The sequence below is a fragment of the Pseudomonas sp. NPDC096950 genome (assembly GCF_044762525.1).
Classification (GTDB): domain Bacteria; phylum Pseudomonadota; class Gammaproteobacteria; order Pseudomonadales; family Pseudomonadaceae; genus Aquipseudomonas.
This window is the reverse complement of sequence record NZ_JBIWEL010000021.1, coordinates 38,325-53,288: the sequence shown is the minus strand read 5'-3', so window position 1 is coordinate 53,288 and position 14,964 is coordinate 38,325. Positions and strand designations below refer to the sequence as shown.

Annotated in this window: 12 protein-coding genes; 6 read left to right on the top strand and 6 right to left on the bottom strand. The window is 60.8% G+C overall.

All coding sequences use genetic code 11. The features are described 5' to 3' along the window. Positions 1 to 7 precede the first annotated feature (7 nt). The 4 genes from ACIQY3_RS25950 to ACIQY3_RS25935 are packed head-to-tail and all read left to right on the top strand — an operon-like array spanning position 8 to position 3,700. Positions 8 to 883: a metal ABC transporter substrate-binding protein gene (locus ACIQY3_RS25950; RefSeq protein ID WP_403025500.1), complete on the top strand. Its 876-nt coding sequence runs from the start codon at positions 8 to 10 to the stop codon at positions 881 to 883. Next, entirely contained in the window at positions 880 to 1,440 is a 561-nt protein-coding gene (locus tag ACIQY3_RS25945; protein ID WP_403025497.1) for a carbonate dehydratase, read from the top strand. Before ACIQY3_RS25950 ends, ACIQY3_RS25945 begins: the two co-directional genes overlap by 4 nt. Positions 1,441 to 1,442: 2 nt before the next feature. Further along, a complete protein-coding gene (locus ACIQY3_RS25940; protein ID WP_403025494.1) occupies positions 1,443 to 2,780 on the top strand; it encodes a dihydroorotase in 1,338 nt (445 codons plus the stop codon). Between the two features lie 26 nt (positions 2,781 to 2,806). Next, positions 2,807 to 3,700 (top strand): His/Gly/Thr/Pro-type tRNA ligase C-terminal domain-containing protein, encoded by an 894-nt coding sequence (locus ACIQY3_RS25935; protein ID WP_403025491.1) that lies wholly within the window; start codon positions 2,807 to 2,809, stop codon positions 3,698 to 3,700. Positions 3,701 to 3,788: 88 nt separating this feature from the next. Here ACIQY3_RS25935 and ACIQY3_RS25930 read toward each other — a convergent pair whose 3' ends face one another. Further along, a complete protein-coding gene (locus ACIQY3_RS25930) occupies positions 3,789 to 4,310 on the bottom strand; it encodes a DUF3617 domain-containing protein (RefSeq protein WP_403025488.1) in 522 nt (173 codons plus the stop codon). 131 nt (positions 4,311 to 4,441) lie between these two features. Between ACIQY3_RS25930 and cls the strand changes: the two genes are divergently transcribed. Then, positions 4,442 to 5,881, top strand: a complete 1,440-nt coding sequence (gene cls / locus ACIQY3_RS25925; RefSeq protein ID WP_403025486.1) for a cardiolipin synthase — start codon at positions 4,442 to 4,444, stop codon at positions 5,879 to 5,881. Here the strand turns inward: cls and cfaB are convergent. The 5 genes from cfaB to hflK (ACIQY3_RS25900) all read right to left on the bottom strand — a co-directional run bounded on the left by cfaB (position 5,878) and on the right by hflK (ACIQY3_RS25900) (position 13,242). After that, on the bottom strand, positions 5,878 to 7,062 hold the full coding sequence (cfaB, locus tag ACIQY3_RS25920; protein WP_403025483.1) for a C17 cyclopropane fatty acid synthase CfaB: 1,185 nt from the start codon (positions 7,060 to 7,062) through the stop codon (positions 5,878 to 5,880). The genes cls and cfaB overlap by 4 nt on opposite strands. A gap of 216 nt (positions 7,063 to 7,278) precedes the next feature. Then, complete coding sequence (locus tag ACIQY3_RS25915) at positions 7,279 to 9,189, bottom strand: heavy metal translocating P-type ATPase (RefSeq protein WP_403025480.1); 1,911 nt, start codon at positions 9,187 to 9,189, stop codon at positions 7,279 to 7,281. Beyond that, positions 9,186 to 10,244 (bottom strand): protease modulator HflK, encoded by a 1,059-nt coding sequence (gene hflK, locus ACIQY3_RS25910; RefSeq protein ID WP_403025477.1) that lies wholly within the window; start codon positions 10,242 to 10,244, stop codon positions 9,186 to 9,188. Before hflK (ACIQY3_RS25910) ends, ACIQY3_RS25915 begins: the two co-directional genes overlap by 4 nt. Continuing rightward, the gene (hflC, locus tag ACIQY3_RS25905; protein ID WP_054048226.1) at positions 10,241 to 11,281 is read right to left on the bottom strand and encodes a protease modulator HflC; all 1,041 of its coding nucleotides are present in this window, start codon (positions 11,279 to 11,281) and stop codon (positions 10,241 to 10,243) included. The genes hflK (ACIQY3_RS25910) and hflC overlap by 4 nt, the downstream gene beginning before the upstream one ends. Beyond that, positions 11,278 to 13,242 (bottom strand): protease modulator HflK, encoded by a 1,965-nt coding sequence (gene hflK / locus ACIQY3_RS25900; RefSeq protein WP_403025670.1) that lies wholly within the window; start codon positions 13,240 to 13,242, stop codon positions 11,278 to 11,280. Before hflK (ACIQY3_RS25900) ends, hflC begins: the two co-directional genes overlap by 4 nt. A gap of 225 nt (positions 13,243 to 13,467) precedes the next feature. Between hflK (ACIQY3_RS25900) and lpdA the strand changes: the two genes are divergently transcribed. Further along, positions 13,468 to 14,868, top strand: a complete 1,401-nt coding sequence (lpdA, locus tag ACIQY3_RS25895; RefSeq protein WP_403025466.1) for a dihydrolipoyl dehydrogenase — start codon at positions 13,468 to 13,470, stop codon at positions 14,866 to 14,868. Positions 14,869 to 14,964: the final 96 nt, after the last annotated feature.

Below are 14,964 nucleotides of genomic sequence, written 5' to 3'. Positions count from 1 at the left end.
TTTCCCGATGCGCGCTTTACTCGTGCTGTTCAGTTTGATGCTGTCGATGTCGCTGTCTGCCGCAGAAAAACTCCAGGTGGTCACCAGTTTCAGCATCCTCGCCGACATGACCCATCAGGTCGGCGGCGATCATATCCAGATCACCAACATGGTCGGCCCGGACGCCGATGCCCACACTTACGAGCCGACCCCGGATGACGCCAAAGCCTTGCTCAAGGCCAAGCTCATCATCAAGAACGGCCTCGGGTTTGAGCCATGGCTGGATCGCCTGGTGACCAGCACCGAAACCAAAGCCCCGGTGATCAGCGCCAGCCACGGCGTGATTCCGCGCTCGCTGGATGAGGACGGCGAAACCGTTCCCGACCCGCACGCTTGGCACAACCTGGCGAACACCGAGTTGTACATCGCCAACATCACCAAAGCGCTGATCGCCGCCGACCCCGCGAACAAAGCCGACTACCAGCGCAACAGCCAGGCCTACCTGAAACAGATCTACGCCCTGCTCGCCGAAGCCAAGGCCAAACTCGGTTCGCTGCCACCGGGTAACCGCAAGATCGTAACGTCCCATGACGCGTTCGGTTACCTCGGCCAGGCTTACGGCATCGACTTCATGGCCCCTCAAGGTCTGTCCACCGAGCGTGAACCCTCGGCCGCAGAAGTGGCGCAGTTAATCACCCAGATTCGCCAGGCCAAGGTCAAAGCGGTGTTCATGGAAAACATCAAGGATGCCCGCCTGCTCAAGCAGATTGCCGATGAAAGCGGCGCGCACATTGGCGGCACGCTTTACTCCGATGCGCTGGCGGCAACCGGCCCGGCCAGCACCTTCGCCGGTCTGTTCGAATACAACCTCAACACCCTGTACGACGCGCTGAGCAAACCATGATCCGAAAGAATCCTTCAGGTGATCTGCCGGTGATTGCGGAGTCCGCGTACGTGGATAAAACCGCGATCATCTGCGGCAAAGTGGTGATCGGCGAGAACGTCTTCGTTGGTCCGTACGCGGTGATTCGCGCCGACGAAGTCGATGCCACGGGTGAGATGGAGCCGATCACCATCGGCGCCAACTCGAACATTCAGGACGGCGTGGTGATCCATTCCAAGTCCGGCGCGGCGGTGACCATCGGCGAGTTCAGCTCCATCGCCCACCGCTCAATCGTGCATGGCCCGTGCACCGTCGGCGACCGGGTATTCATCGGCTTCAACAGCGTGCTGTTCAACTGCTCGGTCGGGAATGGATGCGTGGTTCGGCACAACTCGGTAGTCGACGGCCGGGACTTGCCCGATGCCTTCTACGTGCCGTCCACTACACGTATTGGCCCAGGCACCGACCTGTCGCAGTTCCCGCCGGTAAGCATCAGCGCCTCGGAGTTTTCCGAGGACGTGGCGCGCACCAACGTCGATCTGGTGCGCGGCTACAAAGCCCTGCAGAACGAGTTCTGACCATGAGCAGCGTGCTGATTCGCAACGCCCGGTTGGTGAACGAAGGCCGTGTGTCTGACGGCGATCTGTTGGTCAGCAATGGCCGCATCGTCAAGATCGCCAGCAGCATCGAGGGCGAAACCGCGGACGTGGAAATCGATGCCCGGGGCCAATGGCTGTTGCCGGGCATGATCGATGACCAGGTGCATTTCCGTGATCCGGGGGCGCCGGACAAAGGCAGCTTCTATACCGAATCCCGGGCGGCGGTGGCTGGCGGCATCACCAGTTTCATGGACATGCCCAACACTCATCCGGCCACCCTCACCCTCGACGCATTGGCCGACAAAAAACGCCGGGCGGCGATCAACTCGGTGGCCAACTACGGCTTTCACTTCGGCGTGAGCAACGACAATCTGGACACCGTTGCCGCGCTCAACCCTTGCGAAGTCGCCGGGGTGAAAGTGTTCATGGGCGCGTCCACCGGCAACATGCTGGTGGACGATCCGCGGATTCTGGAGCGCCTGTTCGCCGAGGTGCCGACGATCCTGCTGGCCCACTGCGAACACACGCCAAGCATCGATGCCAACGCGGCAACCTTGCGAGCACTGTACGGCGACCAGATTCCTGCCGCCGCCCATCCGCTGATCCGCAACACCGAGGCCTGCTTCCGTTCTTCCTCAATGGCCGTCGAACTGGCCAAGCGTCACGGCACTCGACTGCATGTTTTGCACCTGACCACGGCACTTGAGCTGGCCTTGTTCGAAGACAAACCGCTGGCCCAGAAACACATCACCGCCGAAGTTTGCCTGCATCATTTGCTGTTCGATGATCGCGACTATCCAAGCCTGGGCAACCTGATCAAATGCAACCCGGCGATCAAATCCCAAACCGACCGCGACGCCTTGCGCCAAGCCTTGCTGAGCAACCGGCTGGATGTGATCGGCAGCGATCACGCGCCCCACACCTGGGCGGAAAAACAGCGTCCCTACAGTCAGGCGCCGTCCGGTCTGCCGCTGGTGCAGCATGCCCTTCCCGCGCTGCTGGAATTGGTCGCGGATGAGGTACTGCCGCTCACCACCCTCGTGGCCAAGACCAGTCATCGGGTCGCCGATCTGTTCGCAATTCCCGACCGTGGGTATCTGCGCGAAGGCTATTGGGCCGATCTGGTGCTGATCAAACCTGAGCCGGACGGCGTTGCCGTTTCTCAGCAACCGATCCTCTCCCAGTGCGGCTGGACACCTTTTGCCACGCGGCGTTTTCGCCATAGCGTCAGCACCACACTGGTGTCGGGGCAAATTGCCTGGCACGCCAATCGTCTACATGACAGCTGCCAGGGTCTGCCCCTGCGCTTCATGCGCTAACGCGCTCATTCCCGAGACCAGTGACCATGATCCATATCACCCTGCCCGACGGCTCACTGCGCGAATACGATCAGCCATTGTCCGTGTATGAGCTGGCGGCGAGTATCGGCCTCGCGTTGGCCAAAGCAGCGGTGGCCGGTCGGGTGGACGGTGTGCTGGTGGATTGTGGGTTTATGATCCAGGGCGATGCCCGGGTCAGTATCGTCACGCCCCAGGAACCCGATGGCCTGGAGATATTGCGTCGTTCCTGTGCGCTGATGCTGGCCATGGCGGTGAAGCAACTGCATCCGAGTGTCCTGCTGCTGAAGGGCTCGGCACTGGGTGATGGCTTCTTCTATGAGTTCGCATTGCAACGCGCGTTAACGCTGGCGGACCTGACCCCGATTGAAGTACGCATGCACATGCTGGCGGCGGGCAACCACTCCATCCGACAGCGGTCACTGTCCGCAACCGAAAGGCATTCGGTGTACCGCTTGGGCGACGGCGACTACCTGACCAAGGGGCCGCATGTGCCAGCCACCAGAGTGCTGCAAGCCTTCGCCCTGGATCATGTCGGCGGCACCTCACTGCAACGAATCTACGGGACATGCTGGCCAAGCCAACTAGAGTTGGAGCATTGGCGCGCCCCACCACAAGTGATGGTGGTGAACATCGACGAGCGCCAGATTGCTTACACCCAATCGGTGACCGAGGAACTGCGACGCAGTGGCGTGCGCGCCCATGTCGATCTGCGCAACGAAAAGATCGGCTACAAGATTCGCCTGCACAGCGAGCGCAGCGTGCCGTATCTGTTGGTGGTCGGAGAGAAGGAAAAGCACGGCGGGTTTGTCAGCGTGCGCAGTTGCAGCGGGGAGGATTTCGGGCGGATGCGGATTGATGAGGTGTGTGGTTTTTTGCATCCGAAGGATTGCGGCGTTTGAATGGACGCCTTCGCGAGCAAGCCCGCTCCCACATTGGATCTGTGGCATTCACAAAACCAATGTGGGAGCGGGCTTGCTCGCGAAGCTTTTAAGCTCTCGGCTTGACCGTGCCGCAATCCTGCCCCAGCCACACCGCACGGGTATCCAGGCTGCCCTTCTGCTGAATGCCGGTCGCGTTGAACGTGCCGTTGACCTTGGTGGTGAACTCACGATCACTCAAGAACGTGGCAACACCCGCACCTTGCGCTTTCGGGCAGCTGAAGCGGAATTTCCACTGGTTGCCGTTACGGTCGGTAATTTCCTGCTTGCAGCCCGATTGCGGGTCCGTCAGCGGAATATTGTCCGACGCCACTTGAGCCTGAGTCAGACATGCACGAATCCCTTTTCCGCCCATGGTGATGCCCTGCTTCTCCAGCTGCGCGCGCTGTTCCGGGGTCATCTGGCCTTGCAACTGGCCGAGGATCAATTGCAGATCCGGCAGGTTCTGGTCATCGACTTTCATGTTGCTCGTGGTCAATTCCCACAAACCCGGTTGCAGCATCTGCGCCTGAGCAGCCACAGGAAGGGACAAACCAAGGGCCATGGCCAAACCCAGCAGACGAACGTTCATCGAGTAACTCCTGATCATTAGTGGCCGTTAGACGTCAGCCATGTGCTTCGGTTCATGGGCCAATTAAATAGCGACATTCTGCACGGAACATGGTCTTTTACGTATTGAATCTTCAGGAGCAAGGTTGCCCCATGGATTATTTTGGACCGCACATTTTCGGTTATCTGATCGCGCTACTGCACTCGCTGGGCCTGATTGCCGCCATTCACGCCGTGTTAACCGTTCGAACCGCCCAAGGCTCGATAGCCTGGGCCCTTTCGCTGTTGTTCATTCCCTACCTGACACTCATCCCGTACCTGGTCTTCGGCCGCAGCACCTTCGATGGTTACATCAAGGCCCGGCGCCAGGCCAACGAAGAAATGCGCAAGGCGATCTCCGAGCTGAACTGGCGCCCTTGGGTCGAAGAAGCGCTGACGGCCCGCGCATCCAGCGCCTACGCCTCATTGAGAGCAATGCCGAAACTGGGACGCATGCCGTGCCTGGCGAACAACGAAGTGCACCTGCTGATCAACGGCAACGCGACTTTCGAGGCGATTTTCGACGCCATCAACAACGCCAGGGAAGCGGTGCTGATCCAGTTCTTCATCATCCACGACGACCGACTCGGCCAACGCCTGCAAACCCTGCTGCTGAAGAAAGCCGCCGAAGGCGTGGCGGTCTATCTACTTTACGACCGCATCGGCAGTCACTCGTTGCCCCACAGCTACGTGCAGCCATTGCGCGATGCCGGCGTCGAGGTCAAAGCGTTTGCTACCCGTAGCGGCTGGCTCAACCGGTTCCAGGTTAACTTCCGTAACCACCGCAAAATCGTGGTGGTCGATGGTGTGCTGGGCTTCGTTGGCGGGCACAACGTCGGCGACGAATACATGGGCGAGAAACCGCCCCTGGCGCCGTGGCGCGATACCCACGTTCAGGTGCGCGGACCGGTGGTGGCCTGCATGCAGGAGTCCTTTGCCGAAGACTGGTTCTGGGCCGCCCGTACGCTACCGCCGCTGATTCTGCCGGACGTATACCCGGACGACGGCGTGCTCTGCCAATTACTCGCCAGTGGCCCGGCGGATTCCTACGAGACCTGTTCACTGTTCTTCGTCGAAGCCATTCATGCGGCGACGGAACGGGTGTGGATCACCAGCCCCTATTTCATTCCAGACGAAGCGGTGTTCGCCGCTTTACGCCTGGCTGTACTGCGCGGTGTGGATGTGCGGCTTCTGCTGCCATCGCGACCGGATCACCGGATCGTCTACGCCGCGTCGAGCCTTTACGCTTTCGAAGCGGTGCGCGCGGGCGTGCGAGTCTTCCGCTACGAACCCGGATTCCTGCATCAGAAAGTGGTGTTGATCGACAGCGAAATCAGCGCCATCGGCAGCGCCAATCTGGACAACCGTTCGTTTCGGCTGAATTTCGAAGTGATGTTGTTGACCGTCGACAGCGCGTTCGCTGCCGAGGTGGAGCAGATGCTCAACGATGACTTCGCCCAGGCACATGAGATCGCCAAAGAAGAAAGCCGGGAGACCCACCGCCTGCAACAGATTGGCATGCGGGTCGCCCGGCTTATTTCACCGATACTTTAAGGCGTGTAGATGTCGTCGCGGGTCCAGGGCAGTTCATGGCTGCCATCCGGGTGGGCTTTCACCGCGAGGATCTGGTGCAGGTTGATCCAGCCCTTGGCGAAGGCGTAGGCGCAACCGGCCAGGTACAGCCGCCAGATCCGCAATGCCTGCTGCGGTACCTCTTTGGCGGCGGCTTCCAGGTTGTCTTCGAGGCGTTCGCTCCAGTGATCGAGGGTTCGCGCGTAATGCAGGCGCAGGCTCTCGACATCGACAATCTCCAGCCCTGCTTCGCTGATCTCGGCAGAGATCATGGAAAGGTGTGGCAGCTCGCCGTTGGGGAACACGTACTTCTCGATGAAATCACCGGCACCGCGTCCTACTGGACGGCCATCGGTGTACTTGGCGGTGATCCCGTGGTTCATCACCAGGCCGCCCTCCTTCACCGCGCCGAACAGGATTTTGCAGTACTCGGCCAGGTTCGCATGGCCGACGTGTTCGAACATGCCGACGCTGACCACCTTATCGAAACGCCCGTCCTGGGGCAGATCGCGGTAGTCGAGCAGCTGCAGTTCGATCTGGTCCTCCAGGCCTTCTTCTTTAACCCGTTCGCGGGCAAGAGCCAGTTGCTCTTTGCTCAAGGTAATGCCGAACACCTTCGCGCCGAACTCCCGTGCCGCGTAGCGTGCCAGTCCACCCCAGCCACAACCGACATCCAGCAGATAGTCGCCTGGTTGCAGGCGCAACTTGCGGCATAGATGACGGAATTTGGCTTGCTGGGCTTGTTCCAGCGATTCGCTGCCGGTCTCGAAATAGGCGCAGGAATACGCCATGTCGCTGTCGAGCCACAGCTGATAAAACGCGTTGGAGAGGTCGTAGTGGTAGGAAATGGCTTTGGCGTCGGTTTCCTTGTCGTGGACGAGGCGAACCGGCTGAGTGTCGGCGTCACCCAACAATGCCTGGCTCCACTCATCACAGACGCGGATGACATCGCTGATTGAGCCTTCCAGCTCAAGTTTGCCTTCGACAAACGCTGCCCCGAGTGCGTCCAGGCTTGGGTGGGTCAACTGGGTAACCATTTGTGGGTCCTTGACCACAATGGTGACGCTGGGCGTCGGCCCCAGATTGAATTCATGGCCGTCCCAGAGTCGCAGGCGTAGCGGTAGCTGCAGATTCTGTAAGGCCGGTGGAAGTTGCGCGAGCATGGTTTATCCCCCTTGTTTCAGACGTCTGATTTGAGGGTAGACCATCATTAGAAAAATAGCTGGCTATCGATTTAATAGCGTTTTTCTATAACTCGCGGCGCTTCAACCAGCCGTCGTGAATCTGCAAACTGATGGCCTTCACCCTAGATGACTACGAAAGATGTATACAGTTCTAAAAAGTTGGTTTTGCGGTGATCTCCCCGGGTTAGAGCCGTTTCAGGCTTCATCCTTCAACTTGAGCAAAGGCTCCTGAAACCGCAGCAGACGCCCGGCGTTCCCCAACACCAGCAGCGTGCTCAGGTTATGCAGCAACGCGGCAATCATCGCCCCCGCCGCGCCGAGCCAACCGAAGGCCGCGAAGGCGACGATCGCCAGGGTCCAACCCAGGCCGATGATCACGTTGACCTGCAACGTCTGGCGGCACTGGCGGCTCAACCGCACACAAGTCCCGAGCCGGCGCAGGTCGCTGCCGATCAGCACGATGTCCGCTGACGCGAGCGCAATATCCGCCCCGCCCGCGCCCATGGCCACGCCGACAACACCGGCCTTCAGCGCCAGGGAATCGTTGATGCCATCCCCGACCACCATCGGCCGGAAACCGCTGCCGATTTCTGTCAGCACACGATTGAGTTTGTCTTCGGGCAAAGCTTGGGCTTCGACGTCACTGATACCGACATCGCGGGCCAATGTATGCGCGACACTTTGTCGATCGCCCGTGAGCAATAACTGCCGGCCCAGACCCAACTCACGCAACTCATTCAAGGCAAACCGCGCTTCAGGTTTGACCGTATCCGCCAACAGCAACCACGCGAGGAACTCACCGTTCAGCGCCAACCCGGCAATCGGCCCATCGTGTTCGGGAACGGCCGAAGTGGCGATGCCCAACTGTGCGAACAATTCCGGACGCCCGAGCGCGGCCTCGCCCTGCTCCGTCATCGCCACCACGCCCAGACCCTGGCGTTCGTGAATATCCGAGAGCAACAGGAAATGCTCCTGAGTCACCAGACTCGCCAGCGCCCGACTGACCGGGTGACTGCTCGCCGAACCGAGACTGGCGGCGAGTTTCAACACGTGTCCACGGTCCTCCAACGGGCTATCGATGGATTGCAGGCGCAAGGTGCCGAAGGTCAGCGTCCCGGTTTTATCCACCACCAGCGACGTCAGATCTGCCAGTTCTTCAAGAAACGCCGAGCTGCGAATCAGAATCCCGTGGCGCGCCGCCACTGCGACCCCGGCAATCGCCGTGGCCGGCGCCGACAACACCAATGCACACGGACACGCCGCCACCAACACCGCCAACATCGCCTGGGCGTCGTTGGTGATAAACCAGGTCACAGCAGCGAGCAGCAACACCAGCACCATGTAGCTGCCGGCATAACGCTCCAGCAATCGGGTGATCGGCGGTTTGGAACGCTCAGCGCTTTGCATCAGCGCGATGACTTTGCCGAGGGTCGATTCGTTGCCGGTGCGGGTCACTTCAATGCGCAACAGGCCATCAAGGTTGATCGCGCCACCGAACACGCTCATGCCGACCACCGCTTCCAACGGCACCGACTCGCCGGTAATCGAAGCCGTGTCGAGGCTCGCCTGACCGGACAACACCCGACCATCCGCCGGCACCCGGTCACCGGCGCGCACTTCCACAATATCGCCAGACTTGAGCGTGCCGTTGTCGACTTCAATCACAGTGCCGTCAGCCTGAACCTTGCGCGCATGGCTGCGGGTCAGTTTGCCGAGGGCATGAATCGCCTCCTGGGAGCCAATCACACTGCGCTCTTCCAGCACGTGGCCAAAGATCATGATGATCGGCAGCAACGCGGCGGTGAGCAGATCGCCCGTGGCCCAGGCACCGAGCATGGCCAAGGCGATCAGTTGATCAGTGATTCCGTGCAAGCTCGGGTAGCGCAAGCTGTACCAGGCCGAACGCATCACCGGCACCGCGACCAACAGCGAGGCGAACCCCAGCAGCAATTGGCTGACGCCGGTTTGCTCCGGCGACATCCAGCGCCAGATCAAACCGAGCCCGAGCAAGCCCAAGGCAAGCATGGCGAGGGTCAATTGGCGCGCGGCACTGCGTTGTTCAGCCGAGGACAACATGCTCGGCGCGGCAGCGGTTTGGGCAGTCATTGGGCAGCTCCCTGAATGATCAGGCGGGAATCGTCTTTCGGGTCGACCGTGGTCACCGATCCAGCCTGACCGAGAATCTTCGGCATCCGCTCGCGGTAAATGCGCAGCAGCATTTGCGGGTCAGTGCCCTGCTGTTGCGCCTTGGCCAGGCTCAGTACCGTCGCGGTATCCGCCGAGGCTTTGGCCAGTCGTTCGCTGGCGTTGGCATGAGCCACTTGCACGGTTCGGTCGGCTTGCTCGTTGGCGGTCTGGGTGAGTTTCTCGGCTTCGGTGCGGGCATTGGCCACGGCTTTGTCGGCTTGTTGACTGGCGGTCAACACCGCGTTGAACGCGTTCACCGCCGGGCCGGGCAGACTCGATTGCACATCGACCCGAGCGACTTCAATGCCGATCCCCTGCCCCGTTGCGGTCAGTTCGGCCAGGCGTTGGTTGATGCCTTGCACAAGATCACCGCGCAAGCGTTCACGACGTTCGGCGGCTTTGTTGTCGGCGCCGATCAGCTCAGGTCGGGCCACCAGGATCGTGTCGAGATCCCGTGCAGCGGTGAGCGCCAATGCGCTGCGGGTGACCAACCTATCCAGTGCCGGCAGCACATGCTCACCTTGAAGGACGAAGGCATACGGCTCGGTGACTTTGTAAAACACTCGCACATCCAGTTGCACCACACCGGCATCACCGGTCAACAAATAACCAGAGCCGGCGAGCGCATCGCTGAGCGGCGTGGCAAACGTCGCCACCCGATCCGCCTGTAAAGCCACATCGCTGCGTAGCAGGTTTTCCACTCGGCGTTCGATGACTCGGTCCGCTGCCGGCAACAAAATCACCTGTTCGAAAGGACGCGGCCAAGCCAATAACAGACCGGCATTCTGGATGCGATCCAGGGCACCGAAGTGCAAAACCACGGCACGATTTTGTGGATCAATTTGCCTCACGTTGGAGAACGCCCACGCCAAAGCGGCCAACACCGTCACCGCATAAAGCGCCAGAAAAGCCAAACGCCCGGCCTGAATCCAGGGGCTGCTTAACTCATTTGTTCCACGTGGAACCAAATTCATGGCTGCGACCCGGACTTGTTTTCGAGGCTCGGCGGACCGTCAACCAATACGCGGAATGGCGCCGCATCGGTGCGCAGAATCAGTTTGGTGCCCGGTGAAACAATCGTGCCCAAGGTATCGAGGGAGCGCAGTAAGTTATAAAGCTGCGGCGATCCAGCGTAGGCGCGGCCGTAAATCTGTGCGGCTTCGACCCGGGATTGCGCTTCGATGTCGGCGGCTTTCACCGTGGCATCGGCCTGCACAATGCGCGCGTCACGCTCGGCGGCAGATCGGATTTGCGCGGCTTCACGCTTGCCGATCGCCGTGCGTTCGGTGGCAATTGTTTCACGCTCGGCGCGCATGCGATCGACGGTGGCGGTGAGTGTCACCGACGGCAAGGTCAAACGTTCGATACCCACTTGCAGCACACGCACGCCATAAGTGGTGAGCAACTGCTGATCAATCTGTTGACGCAACTGGGCTTCGAAATCAGCGATGTGCACTTGATTGGCGTCGGTGTTCACCAGGTTGGCCAGGTCAAAACTGCTGGCAGTGGTTTCCAGTGCCGAGCCGACAAAGGTTCGAATCTGTCGTGCAGCTTCATCCGGCTGATTCTGCACGGCGCGCATAAAGCGTTGCACATTGTCCGGATCACCCTGCACCTGCCACGCCACGTAAGCCTGAACGATGATGCGTAAACCGTCCCGCGTGCCGACATCCTGCAAACCGCTGGAGGTCGTTCGCAAGCGCAGATCCACCGGAATCGCCGCTTCGAACGGCGCCGGCCAACGCCAACCGAGGCCCGGTTCCAGCAACACCCGTGACGGGTTGCCGAATCGGGTAATCACCGTGGCCTCCCCCGAGCGCACTTGCACCAGGCTCGCGGCGGCGATGGCGAACGCCACCAGCAACGCCGCCCAGCCCATGCGTCGCCACGGGAATGGGCCGGCCTCCTCGGGAGCGCCGTGATGGTGGTGGTGATGACCGTGGTGGTGCCCGCCGTGGCCGTGATCGTGGCCAGTGTGGTCATCGTGATCGTGAGTATGCGACTGGCTCAATGGGTGGCTCCTGGCTGAGCGGTGTTACGCGGCGACGCAGGGTCAGCCGGCAGCGTGAACGTACGGAGGTCGATGGTCGGCGCATTACTGCTGCCGCCCAGGCGATGATCGAGAACCAAGAGCTTGGCGTTGGCCAGGCCCTGGGTCAGTTGACTGAAATATTGCTCCAGTACGAAAGCCTGACCGGCACTGGCATAGGCCTTGCGCTCGGCGCTGAAACGCAGGTCCGAGGCTTGCGCCGTTGCGTTGATTTCACGGGCATTCGCGGTGGCTTGATCGCGAGCAATGCTGGCCTGCAACTGCGCCTGGTTGGTCGCCTCCGCTGCTGCACCGCGCTCGCGGGAGATCAACGCCTGGGCACCAATCTGCGCCGCTTGCACACCGTGATAAGCATTGGCAGCGCCGGCCGGTGGATGAATCGCCTCAACCACGGTGGCGAGAATTTCCACGCCGCTGTCGAGTTTTTGCAGGTCGGCCTGCACCGCACGACCGATCTCTTCGCCCAGCCCTACCCGGTCTTCACCGAGCAAACCGTCGAGGGTTCGCGAGGCAAAATCGTGCACCAGAATCCGGCTGGCGGTGCTGCGAATCAGCGTCGGGACATCGGCGCTGTTGTAGGTCGCGGCCAACGCGGCTTGATCACTCAGGCCAATGCGATAGACGAAGCGCACGTCCATATTGACGATCTGGAAGCTCTGCTTGTCGGCGCGACTGCTGGCGATGACTTGGGATTTATCGTTCACATGGCTGGCGTCCCACAAGCGATTGGCAATCGCCGGGGCCGGACCTTCGGCCGGTTCGGCCACCACGGGTGCCGACGCTTCGCCGACGCTGGTGGCTAACTCATGGACCACACCATTCTCGACGTTCAACACCCGCCCCAACGGCCAAGGCAAACCCGCGTGTAAACCTGGGCCGAACACCTCCACCGGTTTGCCAAAGCGTTCGTAAATGCCACGTCCTTGCAGCGGGATTTCGTGAATGCCAGTCAGCGCCCAACCAATGATCGCCACCACCGCCACCACCGGAAAAAACGCCCGGCGCATGTAGGTGAAGGCCCAGATTTGCCGCAGGTCGATGCCGAAGCGGTTGTGCAATTCGTGCTGCAGTGCCAGCAACGGTTGTGGCGGCCAACGCAGCATGTCGGCGACGAAGCTGCGCGCCAGCAACGACGGTTCAAGGTTTTTACGCTGAGGACTGAACAACGACAGCACCGCGCGCAACAACAACTCGACGGCCACCAGCCCCGGCAGCAAACCGATCAACACCGCCAGCCGCACCGGCCAGACGGCGGTGTCATTGCCGAATAACAGGCATAGCGCGCTCAGCACCAGGCAAATAATGGCGACACGCGTGAGCTGCGCCAACGCCCCCGCTTCCGGCCACTCGGCGAGGTTTTCCTGGGCCAGTTGACGCTCCAGCACCAGCAAACCGAAGGCCAGCAACAGTGACAGTGCAGCGCCGATACTGGCGGACAAACCCAGCGTGGCGGGCGTTAAAGCGAGGTTCCAGACTTGCTCGATACTGAACAACGTCAACACGGCCCAGCCGACCAGCCAGAACGTCGACGCGCCAATCTGCGCCAGCAGGTGCACCCAGCGCTGGCTGATGCGATCCAGCAAGCGCTCGTACCAACCCACTGGCGCGACAGTGTCTTCTTCAACAACGACCGGCACCGATGTAACCGGATTCATCGCCTGTGCGCGCCATTGGGTCACCCACCAGGCTGATTGTAGGCCGGCGATCAGCACCAGCAACCCGGCGCTCTGGTTGACCAACAGCGCGCCCCACAGCGACTGCGGCGCAAACAGCGCGACAAAAAACGCCAGCACCAACCCCATCGCTGCCACGGCGCTCAAGCCGATTGCATATTGACGCAATCGCCGCCCGTGAAAGAGCGCCTGCTGAAAGCGCGGCAACCCGGCTACTTGCGTTCCATCGACATCAAGATCGACTTGCATACCACCCCAGTGTTTATCGTTGCTGACGTCGAACCCCGTCACATCTCGTTACCTTATAACGAAAGTGGTGAAATTTCCGTTCTAAATAGCTGTATCTAAAGGTGCGCAACCTGTCGCTTAGCTGAAGCCTTGACCGAAATGCCCGGGAACGCACATATTACGTTCGTAATTTTTACCAACGGCTACGTTTATCGATCCGGTCCCTTTCAATCCAGGAGTACATCCATGAGCACTTATGACGTCGTGATTCTGGGCGGAGGCCCGGGCGGTTACAACGCAGCGATCCGCGCCGGCCAACTGGGCCTCAAAGCCGCTTGCGTCGAAGGCCGCGCCACCCTCGGCGGCACCTGCCTGAACGTCGGCTGCATGCCGTCCAAGGCGTTGCTGCACGCTTCCGAACTCTACGACGCGGCCATGGGCGCGGAATTCGCCAACCTGGGGATCGAGGTCAAACCAACGCTTAACCTTGCGCAGATGATGAAGCAGAAGGATGAAAGCGTTAGCGGATTGACCAAAGGCATCGAGTTTCTGTTTCGCAAGAACAAGGTGGATTGGATCAAGGGTTGGGGCCATATCGACGGGCCGGGCAAGGTCACCGTGACTGACAGCGCGGGCGGCAAGACCGAGCTGAGCGCCAAGGACATCATCATCGCCACCGGCTCCGAGCCCACTCCCCTGCCCGGCGTGGACATCGATAACCAACGCATCCTCGACTCCACCGGCGCGCTGTCACTGGCCGAAGTGCCGAAACATCTGGTGGTGATCGGCGCCGGGGTGATTGGCCTGGAGCTGGGCTCAGTCTGGCGGCGTCTGGGGGCGCAGGTGACGGTGGTCGAATTTCTCGACCGGATCTGCCCCGGTGTCGACGGAGAGGCCGGCAAAACCCTGCAGCGTTCATTGACCAAGCAAGGCATCAGCTTCAAGTTGAGTTCGAAAGTCACCAGCGCCACCACCTCGGCCAACGGCGTGCAGCTCAGCGTCGAACCCGCCGCCGGTGGCACCGCCGAATTGCTCGAAGCTGATTACGTACTGGTGGCCATCGGGCGTCGGCCTTACACCCAAGGGCTGGGACTGGAAAATGTCGGCCTCGCCACCCACAAACGCGGCATGCTCGCCAATAAGGGGCACCGTACCGAAGCGGCAGGCGTCTGGGTGATCGGCGACGTCACCTCCGGGCCGATGCTTGCGCACAAGGCCGAAGATGAAGCCATGGCCTGCGTCGAGCAGATCGTCGGCAAGGCCGGCGAGGTCAATTACGACCTAATTCCCAACGTGATCTACACCAAACCGGAGCTGGCCAGCGTCGGCAAGACCGAAGAACAGCTCAAGGCCGAGGGCCGTGCGTATAAGGTCGGCAAGTTCCCGTTCACCGCCAACAGCCGGGCGAAGATCAACCACGAGACCGAAGGCTTCGCCAAAGTGCTGGCCGATGAGCGCACCGATGAAATCCTCGGCGTGCATCTGGTCGGCCCGAGTGTCAGTGAAATGATTGGGGAGTATTGCGTGGCCATGGAGTTCAGCGCGTCGGCCGAGGATATCGCCCTGACCTGCCATCCGCACCCGACCCGCTCCGAGGCATTGCGCCAGGCGGCGATGAATGTGGAGGGGATGGCGACGCAGATGTAGCTGGAGGTCTCATGGATTTATGTCGCCAGTTCGGCCGCTTTCGCGAGCAAGCCCGCTCCCACATGGGTTTTGTGTATGCCACAGATCCAATGTGGG